8 protein-coding genes, 1 pseudogene and 1 riboswitch are annotated in these 10,063 nt (G+C 61.2%); of the genes and pseudogenes, 4 read left to right on the top strand and 5 right to left on the bottom strand.

Features of this window, described 5'->3' with window-relative positions; genetic code table 11:
- From H0V34_09425 to H0V34_09415, 3 genes are all read right to left on the bottom strand, one after another.
- A partial coding sequence (locus H0V34_09425; protein ID MBA2491901.1) for a hypothetical protein occupies nucleotides 1–1,063 on the bottom strand: 1,063 nt, incomplete at its 3' end.
- Nucleotides 1,064–1,251: 188 nt separating this feature from the next.
- Entirely contained in the window at nucleotides 1,252–3,090 is a 1,839-nt protein-coding gene (locus H0V34_09420) for a phosphoenolpyruvate carboxykinase (GTP) (GenBank protein ID MBA2491900.1), read from the bottom strand.
- A gap of 337 nt (nucleotides 3,091–3,427) precedes the next feature.
- The gene (locus H0V34_09415) at nucleotides 3,428–5,236 is read right to left on the bottom strand and encodes a TonB-dependent receptor (protein MBA2491899.1); all 1,809 of its coding nucleotides are present in this window, start codon (nucleotides 5,234–5,236) and stop codon (nucleotides 3,428–3,430) included.
- Between the two features lie 99 nt (nucleotides 5,237–5,335).
- Nucleotides 5,336–5,598: riboswitch (cobalamin riboswitch) on the bottom strand.
- Nucleotides 5,599–5,716: 118 nt separating this feature from the next.
- Between H0V34_09415 and H0V34_09410 the strand changes: the two genes are divergently transcribed.
- From H0V34_09410 to H0V34_09395, 4 genes and pseudogenes are all read left to right on the top strand, one after another.
- Complete coding sequence (locus H0V34_09410; protein ID MBA2491898.1) at nucleotides 5,717–6,286, top strand: cob(I)yrinic acid a,c-diamide adenosyltransferase; 570 nt, start codon at nucleotides 5,717–5,719, stop codon at nucleotides 6,284–6,286.
- A 12-nt stretch (nucleotides 6,287–6,298) separates the two neighbouring features.
- On the top strand, nucleotides 6,299–7,192 hold the full coding sequence (locus H0V34_09405; GenBank protein ID MBA2491897.1) for an ROK family protein: 894 nt from the start codon (nucleotides 6,299–6,301) through the stop codon (nucleotides 7,190–7,192).
- Nucleotides 7,193–7,378: 186 nt separating this feature from the next.
- A complete protein-coding gene (locus H0V34_09400) occupies nucleotides 7,379–8,032 on the top strand; it encodes a hypothetical protein (GenBank protein MBA2491896.1) in 654 nt (217 codons plus the stop codon).
- Between the two features lie 121 nt (nucleotides 8,033–8,153).
- A pseudogene (locus H0V34_09395) lies at nucleotides 8,154–8,858 on the top strand (FAD-dependent monooxygenase).
- Nucleotides 8,859–9,063: 205 nt separating this feature from the next.
- On the opposite strand, the gene H0V34_09390 reads toward H0V34_09395, so the two are convergent.
- Both H0V34_09390 and H0V34_09385 read right to left on the bottom strand, forming a co-directional pair.
- Complete coding sequence (locus H0V34_09390) at nucleotides 9,064–9,282, bottom strand: hypothetical protein (protein MBA2491895.1); 219 nt, start codon at nucleotides 9,280–9,282, stop codon at nucleotides 9,064–9,066.
- A gap of 331 nt (nucleotides 9,283–9,613) precedes the next feature.
- On the bottom strand, nucleotides 9,614–10,063 hold a 450-nt coding region (locus H0V34_09385; GenBank protein MBA2491894.1), incomplete at its 5' end, for a TIGR03032 family protein.

Below are 10,063 nucleotides of genomic sequence, written 5' to 3'. Positions count from 1 at the left end.
TCGAACTCGTGACGCTTATCTGGCCGCCGTGCAGCTCGACCAGCGCCTTCGTGATGTTCAACCCCACCCCCAGGCCGCCCCGGGGATAAAGCCGTGAACGCTTCCCGCGGGTGAAAGGCTCGAGCACGTGCGGGAGAAGCGCGCGTGGAATGCCGGTTCCTGAATCGCGCACGTCCAGCACGGCTGAGCCTCTGTCTAACGTCAGTTCGACCGAGATACGCCCCGCCGGTTGGGTGTGTCTGTTCGCGTTGTCCAGCAGGTTATTGACAATCTGGCCGATCCGCACCGTATCGGCCTCAACGATGATGGGCGCGGACGGCACTGTGACCTTCATCTCATGGCCTCGCGCTTCGATCATCGGCCGCAGTGTCTCGGCCGCCTCCTGGATTGCCGCGCCCAGTTCGATCGGCGTCTTGCGAATCCTGTAGGCGCCTCGCGCGATTCTTCCGAGGTCAAGTAGATCATCGATCAGATGCGTGAGTTGGTTGACCTGGGCCGAGATGATGTTCGTCGCCTGCTCGACCTGGCTGGCTCCGATATCCGGCGTCTTCTTCAGGTAATCGACCATGTGCTGAATGGGCGCCAAGGGATGCCGCAGTTCGTGAGCCAGGATCGCCAGCCACTCGTCCCGGGCGCCTTCCGGCTGCGGACTTGCGTCGGCGTGCGGCTGGTTGCTGGTGTCCACCAGGCCGTTCACGGCTCCGATGAGCTGACCTGCGTGATCGCGGATCGGGTTCGCGTGCGCGAGCGCGGTCAGGCGTTTGCCGTCGGGGCGCTCGATCATAATCTCCAGGCCGTTGAACGCTTTGTTCTCGTGGAGCGCCCGCGCCATCCAGCACTGATTATGCGGAATCGGTGCACCTGCGGTCGAAAAGAGCTTGTACGACCCGCAGTAGGAGTCCACCGGATCGTAAGTCTTCGGTGCGCGCCCCCAGAGTTCGACTGCGCGTGCGTTGAACGAGGTAATTAGACCTTGGGGATCGCAGGCGTACGCCGCGGCAGAAAACTTGTCCAGTAGCTCGATTAACTGCAATTCGCTCAGGTAAGGAGCGGAATTGAGCATGAATTTCAGGCCTCATCCGGCGTATCGGGGATTAAGTCTCGAGTCTAAGCTCAAATTAAGAACTTAGCTTCTGGCGGCAGCTTGGGAGGGCCGCCAGGCGAAACGCTCATCTTTGGGCGGTGGGTCCGCGGGATTGCCGCAGAAATCGGGCCGCCGCGTCGCGCGACGGCCCGAAGATTGTCACTGCGCTACAACCGGCACATCAGCAGTTCGCGTTCGTAGCGCAGTTCGCGCGGTATGCGCTCGTGCAGGGTGATGAACAGTTGCTCGTGGCGCAGCACCTCGTCGCGCCAGTCCGTCAGATCGACGGTTTGCAGTGCCTCGAACTTCTCGCGCGGAAAATTCAATTCGGTCCAGTCGAATTCATCGTAGGTCGGCATCCAGCCGATGTGCGTCTCCAGCCCGCGCGCGCGCCCATGTACGCGGTCGATGATCCACTTCAGCACTCGCATGTTGTCGCCGAAGCCGGGCCATAGAAATTGGCCGTCCGCGCCCTTGCGGAACCAGTTCACCTGAAACACGAACGGGATGACCTGCAAGGTGCGCTGCATGCTGATCCAGTGCTGAAAATAGTCGCCCATGTGATAGCCGCAAAACGGCAGCATTGCCATCGGGTCGCGTCGCAGTTTGCCCACTTCGCCGGTCGCGGCGGCCGTAGTTTCCGAGTTCATGGTCGCGCCCATGTACACGCCGGACGTCCAGTTGAAGGACTGATAAACGAGCGGCACGGTCGTCGAGCGGCGGCCACCGAAGATGAAGGCGCTTATCGGCACGCCTTCTGGATCATCCCACGCCGAATCGACGCTTGGGCACTGCGCGACCGGTGCGGTAAAGCGGCTGTTGGGATGGGCCGCGAGCCGGCCGGTTTTGTGGCCGATTTCGGGGGTCCAGCGATTGCCCTGCCAGTCCTGGCATTCGGCGGGCGGCACGTCCGTCATGCCTTCCCACCAGACGCCGCCTTCCGGCGTTAGCGCCACATTGGTAAAGATGGTGTTTTTCGCGATCGTCGCCATAGCGTTCGGGTTGGTCTTGACCGAGGTGCCGGGCGCGACGCCGAAAAATCCCGCCTCGGGGTTGATGGCGCGCAACTGCCCGGTCTTGTCCGGGCGCAGCCAGGCGATGTCGTCGCCGACCGTGGTCAGCTTCCACTCGCCGAACGCCTTTGGCGGGATTAGCATGGCGAAGTTGGTTTTACCGCACTGACTGGGAAAGGCAGCCGCGACGTAGGTCTTTTCGCCGTTGGGACTTTCCACGCCCAGAATGAGCATGTGCTCGGCCATCCAGCCTTCGTCGCGGCCGATGTTCGAGGCGATGCGCAGCGCGATACATTTCTTGCCCAGCAGCGCGTTGCCGCCATAACCGGAGCCGTATGACCAGACCTCGCGAGTCTCCGGAAAATGCACGATGTACTTCTCGTCATTGCACGGCCACGGCACGTCTTTCTCGCCGGCCGCCAGCGGCGCGCCGATGCTGTGCATGCACGGCATGAAGGGGCGATTGTCTTCGTCGATTTTTTTGAATACAGCCTGACCGATGCGCGCCATGATGCGCATATGCACGACTACGTAAGGCGAATCGGTCAATTGCACGCCGATTTGCGACAGCGGCGAATCCAGCGGCCCCATGCAGAATGGCAGCACGTACAGGGTGCGTCCACGCATGCAGCCGTGAAACAGGCCGTCCAGCCGCGCGCGCATCTTCGCTGGCGCTTCCCAGTTGTTGGTCGGCCCCGCGTCGTCGCGGTTTCGCGAACAGATGAAGGTGCGATCCTCCACCCGCGCGACATCACCTGAATCGGAACGTGCGGCGTAGCAGCCGGGCCACAGTTCCTCGTTCAATTTTACGAAAGTGCCGGCATCGACGAGGCTGGCGCAGAGGCGGTCGTACTCTTCCTGCGACCCATCCACCCAGTGGATGTCGTCCGGCGTCGCTAACGCCGCCATTTTGGTCACCCAGTCCAGTAAGACGCGATTTTGTGGTAGAGGCCTAGTGCGGTCCGCACGATCCTCGGGGTAGGCTAAATGCATGTCCCTCTCCATAAATAACCGATGAACGACGTTCATACCCGAACGCCGACAATACGAGAACAGGGTTAATGTGTCCGGCGCGTAACGGAGCGTGTTCCCGATCGCTCCGGCGCATTCTTTACGATGCCATGAGGCAAATGTTTTCGGCCCTTTGCCGGCGCCATTGCGTATGTTGCATTACGGTAGCATGTCAACGTTAGAAAAAACATTTGTCCTCGCGGCGCATACCAGCAATAAAAATGCCCGCTCGGGGCGGGCATTGAATCAGAACGGGGAAGATATACAAAAGCCTAGACGCGATCCCGTCGCGAAGGCTGGCTGGATCTGGGCTGGCTGATCAGTCTGTCTGTGCCGGCGTGTAGCGTAAACCTACGTATCCCGCCCGATCTGACGTGTTGAAGCCCGACGCGAGTTCGTATTCCTTGTCCAGGAGATTCTCGATCCTTGCTTCGGCGAAGAGGCCGTCCAGCAGCGGATATTGCAGGCTTAGGTTGACAATTTCGTAGCCAGGAAGCGACACATCGTCGACGTCGGTACGATCGCCGCTCAACAACACCTCGGTATACATCGAACCCCCGTTCGAAAAGTTTCGCGCGAGGCCGAACGCAGCCTTTCGGTCCGGGCGGCGCACCAGTTCGGTGTCGTCCGTGTCGTTGCGCGCATCCTGGAGGGTTATGTCGGCGGCGAAATTCCACAATGTCGCGAAGGTGGCGTCGTAACCGAGTTCCAGGCCCTTGATGGTCGCCTCGTCGACGTTGAACGGGATGAACTCAGGCGGATTGGAAATGATCAGATCATCGATCTCGGTGTAAAACATGTCCGCGGTAAAAAGGTGCACCGCTGACGGCTTGAATTGCACACCCAGTTCCGTGCTGCGCGAGCGTTCGGGATCGAGCTCGGGATTGGAAAAGTTCGGGAAGAATAGATCGTTCAGACTCGGCGCCCGAAACGCGGTGCCGAAAGCGGCGAACCCGCGCAGACTCTCCGTAAGCTGCCGGCCCAGCGCAAGTTGCCCGGTCGTGTGCCCGCCGAACTCGCTGTGCTCGTCGTAGCGCAGACCGAGCTGCACGTCGTTGCGGCCAAAGGTCGAACGCATATTGGCATAGACGCCAATGTTGTTCGCATCCTGGTCATAGGCGCTGAAGTCGTCGGCATAAAGGCCAGCGTCGCGATAGTAGTCGGCGCCCAGGGTGAGTTGGTGGGCGGCGCCCAGGCTCAACTCGTTTTGCCAGTTGAAAGTCACGCGATCGGTCTCGGCACTGGAAAAAAAGCCCGAAAAGTCTGTGGCCTGATCGTCGCGCGCGTAGCCGAAGCCGAAGGACTGTTGCCAGCCTGGCAGCGTGTCGAAATCGAGATTGAGTCCGATGGTGCTGTTGCGCGTGTCGGTGAGGCCCTGATCCAGTTCCAGCTTGCCGTCGCTGCGCCATCCGTTCACGCTTAAGTTCGCACGCTCCGAGAGCGTCGCGTCCAGGCTGGCGGTTACGCTGGCCTCATCGTAGCCGTCGTCATCGGGATCGAAGACAAATTCGCCGGCGTCCTCGTTGCTGGCGGAAAAGCCATCGGAATCTACGTAGGCGCCGTTAACCGAGTAGCGAACCGTGTCGCTGCCGCCTCCGTAACCGGCCTGCGCGCGGTAGGTGTCGTACGAGCCGCCTTCGATGCTCGCGCTGGGACCGTCCAGCTTGCGCGTGAAAATCTGGATCACGCCACCGATGGCGTCCGAGCCGTACAGCGTGGAGCGCGGCCCACGCACGATCTCGATGCGCTCGATCTGCGCGGGGTTGAGCTGCTGAAACGAAAACAGACCGGCGGTGCTTGACGCCGCGCGCACGCCGTCGATCAATACCAGCACCTGGTCCGATTCGGCGCCGCGCAGGAACACGCTGGAAAAAGAGCCGAGGCCACCGTTGCTCGACACGTCGATGCCAGCCTGTGTGCGCAGCAGATCCAGCACACTTTGTGGCTGCGTGCGCTCTATGTCGTCGCGGGTAATGACGGAAACCGAGGCGGGCGCGTCGGCGGCGGGTTCGGCGTCGCGGCTGGCGCTGACGATAATCGGGGCGAGGTCGGTTACTTGCGGTTGCGCCGCACCGATTGCGGGCAGAAGAAACCCAGGCGCGCAAAGCGCCACGATACGAATACGCATGATCCATTCTCCGGTGCGCACACCCGCGCACGTCAATGGCATGCGGAGGAAAAAGTCGAAGGCTGGATCGTAACGCCCGCGCCATTGCCCGCCGCAATACCGGAAGTTAGCGTTTCGGGCCGGTATACGGGCTTGCGCGCGGAATGGACCATTCCTGAAATCAGCGCCTTCCCATGCGGATGCACAGTGGCTGCGTGCTGATTCTTTAACGCGCTTACCGTTGCGGGGGCAGCGCCGGCGTTGCGTGCTCTGAGAAGTCCTGGATGGACTTATTCGGAGCTTCCTGATGAATAGCGCACCGGCTTCCCGTTTGACCCCGATCGCCTGGCGGCGCGCGGGGCACCAGAAACATGAGTTGAAGAGCGCCGGAACTGTACGGAATAAGCGACGACAGATCAATAGCGCCTCGCATGTGCGGCTTGCGCGCCTGATGCGATGGTAGTGTAATCCGGGGACAATACAACTTTAACGGAGACACGATTGAGCCATCGCCTGACGAAGATTTACACCCGCACCGGCGACGCCGGTCAGACCGGACTCACCGGCGGCGAGCGGGTGGACAAGGATTGCGCGCGCATCGAGGCGATCGGCGATGTGGACGAGCTGAACAGCTCCATCGGGCTGGTGCTGGCGCATGACATTCCGCTGGAAGTGCGCGACTGTCTGACGCAGATTCAGCACATTTTGTTCAATCTGGGCGGTGAACTGAGCATGCGCGATCACGCGCTGATCGGCGCCAATGATGCCGACGATCTTGAGCACACGCTCGATCTGTTCAATGCCGACCTGCCGCCGCTCAAGGAATTCATTCTGCCGGGCGGCAGCGCCGCGGTGGCGAGTTGTCATCTCGCGCGCGCGATCTGCCGGCGCGCCGAACGCCGTGTGATTACGCTGGCTAGAGTCGAGACGGTGAATGCTCCAATGCGCGTGTATCTCAATCGGCTGTCCGATCTCCTGTTCGTACTGTGCCGCGTGCTTGCGCTTGCCGACGGCGAACAGGAAACATACTGGCAGTCCGCGCGCGCGGGCAAAGCGCCGCGAGGCGACTAACCAGCGCCGCCGATGAGACTGGGCATCGACCTCGGCGGCACCAAGATCGAAATCATCGCGCTCGCGCAGGACGGCCACGAACTTCTGCGGCGGCGCGCGGACACGCCGCAGGGTGATTACGACGGTATCTTAGGCGCGATCGTCGAATTGGTGCGGGCGGTCGAGGACGAATGTGGAGAGCAGGGTGCGGTCGGCATCTGCACGCCGGGGGCGATTTCGCCCGCTTCCGGGCTCTTGAAAAACTCCAACTCCGTGTGCATGAACGGGCGACCGGTCAAGCCCGACCTGGAAGCCAGGCTGGGCCGCGCCGTGCGCGTCGCCAACGACGCGAATTGCTTTGCATTGTCCGAGGCGACTGACGGCGCCGCGCAGGGCGCGAACGTCGTGTTCGGCGTGATCGTGGGTACCGGTGTGGGCGGCGGTGTGGTCATTCGCGGGCACGTACTGGATGGCCCCAACGCCATCGCTGGCGAGTGGGGGCACAATCCGCTGCCGTGGCCGCGGGACGAGGAGCGGCCCGGTCCGCGATGTTATTGCGGCAAGCATGGCTGCATCGAGACCTTTCTGGCCGGTCCCTGGCTGCGCCACGATCACACGCACGTTACCGGCGAAAACCTCACCACGCACGAAATCATCGAGCGCGCCAATCGGCAGGACGCGCGCGCCGAGGCGAGCCTGCAACGCTATGAAGACCGCATGGCGCGCGGCCTCGCGCACGTCATCAATCTGCTGGACCCGGACATCATCGTGCTCGGCGGCGGCATGGCTAACGTCACGCGCCTGTACACGAACGTGCCACAATTATGGGGCCGCTACGTGTTCTCCGATCGAGTAGACACGCGTTTACTGCCACCCCGCTACGGCGACTCCAGCGGCGTCCGCGGCGCCGCATGGTTGTGGGCGTGAGCCGGGAATTCGCTGAACGACGCGGCCGGGTCGTAACTACAGGGACATATGTTCTCGCGGTATCTACTCAGGGAATTCGCAAAACTAAATTTTGCGCGCGCGATCGCCGGGCAGTGGCCAAAAAATCGTCAATGCCGCGCCAGAGTTGTCATCAGAAACCAGTTCCAACCACAGGGTCACATCCGCATGCCATCTATCGATCCGTACATCAATCGCGGTGAGGCGAAGCGCTTTCTTGCCTCTATACCCTGGATCAACAGCGAGTCCATCGCTCAAAGCAAATGGAACGCCGATCACAGCACTTACGGTGTTGGGGCAAACACGTTTCGAGCATTTACCGGCTACCAGAACAAACCGAGCGTTCAGTATAGAGCGTGGGCTCGAAATCAGAGTAAGTCGCTATCCGGCGAAGCCTTGCTTAAGGCAACCTCGTCTCGGCAGGATTTCGATGCATGGCATCAAGAACTCGCGCAGTCTCTTCGGCGCACATGGCAAAGGACTCAAAGCAAACCACTTTCTGTTCCCCACAAGTACAAGCTAGTCGACCTATACGTCAAGTGGCTTACTCGCCACGCGTTCACTCCACCGAGTGTCACTGAGGGATTGCTCAATCACGCTCACTGTGCCCTTGATAGCCGGATTTTGAACACCATCAATAAGTGCCTCTCCAGCGCCTTGCCGCTCAATGCGGCTTCAATGGGGCACATTGCAACGGAGGAAACCTATGCCTTCTGTCAGCAAGTTATTCGACAGTACTGCCTGGCCATCGGTGGTACACCTATCCTCTTCGATTATTACGCTTGGCCCTTACGCCCAAAGCTTGCGCCGGCGAAAGACTAATCGCGGTGATGGTAAACGGGATATTTTTATCCGCCCTCTATTAATGCAAGGACAAGCATAAGTTAAGAATGAGCGTAGCGGGCCTTTCGATTTGGCCCGATTCGCCGGATGCCGGAGGAACATGAAAGACGCGGCAACTTTTGATCGAACCACCTGCTGCGTGGTCGGCGCCGGTCCCGCAGGAGCGGTATTAGCGCTGATGCTGGCGCGCAACGGCGTGCCGGTCACGTTGCTGGAGATGCATCAGGACTTCGAGCGCGAGTTTCGCGGCGATACCCTGCATCCGTCGGTGATGGAGATCATGGATGAACTGGGCTTGGCCGAGCCGCTGCAGAATCTCCCGCATACGAAACTGCGCCAGTTCGGTTTTCAGACGCCTACGCAATCTTTAACCATCGCGGATTTCAGCCGGTTGAAGACGAAGTTCCCGTATATCACCCTGATCCCGCAGGTCCAATATCTCGAATTCGTCATCGAACAAGCTCGTCGATATCCGCATTTCACCCTGTTGATGGACGCCAACGTGCGCGACCTCATTCGCGAGAACGGCCGCATCGCGGGCGTGCGCTACACGCGGCGGGACGGCGTAACGCACGAGCTACGCGCGACGCTGACGATAGCCGCGGACGGGCGCTTTTCGCGGCTGCGCAAACTCGCGGCACTGACTCCGGTTGCGAGGTCGCCGCCCATGGACGTGCTGTGGCTGCGCATGCCGAAACGTCCGGGCGACACGCTGGCGTTTGGCGGCCGGATCGGTGGCGGGCATATCCTCGCGATTCTGGAGCGGCCGGATCATTATCAGCTCGGCTACGTCATCGCCAAGGGCAGTCCAAATCGCTCCTGGCGGATCTGTGACGAAATAGGCGGGCGAGCTCAGCTTGTCCAATTCTCCCCGGAGAATTTTTCCCGACCTGCGAATCTACGGCACATTGCTCACTTGCTCGCAGTTAGTGGCTGTATCGCCGGTGGCGGGCGTGCCGCCGTCGCAGCGGTCGAAATCGAGCTCGCCGTTCAGTTGGTCGCTACCCGCCTCACCGAACAAGCGATCCTCGCCCGAGCCCACCGAACAGCCGATCGTTACCGGACCCGCCGCAGACGACATCGTTGCCGGCCAGGCCCCGAATGAGATCATTGCCGCCCAAGGCCTGGATCACGTCCGGGCCGGGGGTGCCGTTAATAGTCTGGCTGGCGGATGTGCCGACCCGGGTGGCCGGCAGACCATCGCAGGTCACGGCGCCGGGACGCACCAGTTCGAAGGCACCGACTGGGCGGTACCGTCATTGTTGCCGTCCAGCGGTCTTGGCACCCCGCGCTGATCTGTCTTTTGGAGCGGACCACCCGTGCTCACCGCATCGATGGCCGGGCTTGCGGGGACCAGCGCATGCGTGTGGGTCAAGCCGCCATTGTTGCCGCGGGTTGGATTCAGGATAGACGCGGGCGGAGTGGGTCTGGTGCCGTCCGACGACGTATCTTGGGCTTTCCTCCCTTCGATACTGCTCCGGTCGCGCGCGGGCATCAAGATCAGGTTTGAGTTCGTTTCCCGCTTGGGGGGAGGCTACCTGAGCCTAAAGAACATTGGATCTACGGCTTTTGCCATACTGAGAGTTCTTGCGCGACCCGCTGCATCAAGTTCGGCCAGTCGCCGGGTTGAGTCTGGCGAAACAGGCGCATCGTCGGGTACCAGGGTGTCGTCTCGCCTTCCAGCCCCCAGCGCCAGTCCGGCACGTAGGCGAGCAGCGTCCACACCGGTTTGCCTAAGGCTCCGGCCAGGTGCGCAACCGAGGTGTCCACGCTTATCACCAGGTCCATCTGCATGAGCAGCAACGCGCGATCGCCTAAGTCGCGCAAATGCCCTTCGAAATCAGTGAGCTTGATCTGCGGCGGCAGCTCGGCAAGCTGACGGCTGGCCTCGCCTCTTTGCAGACTGTAGAAGGCGGTATCCCGTGTGCTTAGCACCGGCAGGAACTCACGTAATGCGCAGGAGCGGTTGCGATCGTTGCGGTGGCTGGGGCTGCCCGCCCAGACGATGCC

It is taken from the genome of Gammaproteobacteria bacterium (genome assembly GCA_013696315.1).
In the GTDB taxonomy this organism is placed as follows: Bacteria; Pseudomonadota; Gammaproteobacteria; order JACCYU01; family JACCYU01; genus JACCYU01.
This window is presented reverse-complemented; position numbering and strand designations above follow the sequence as displayed.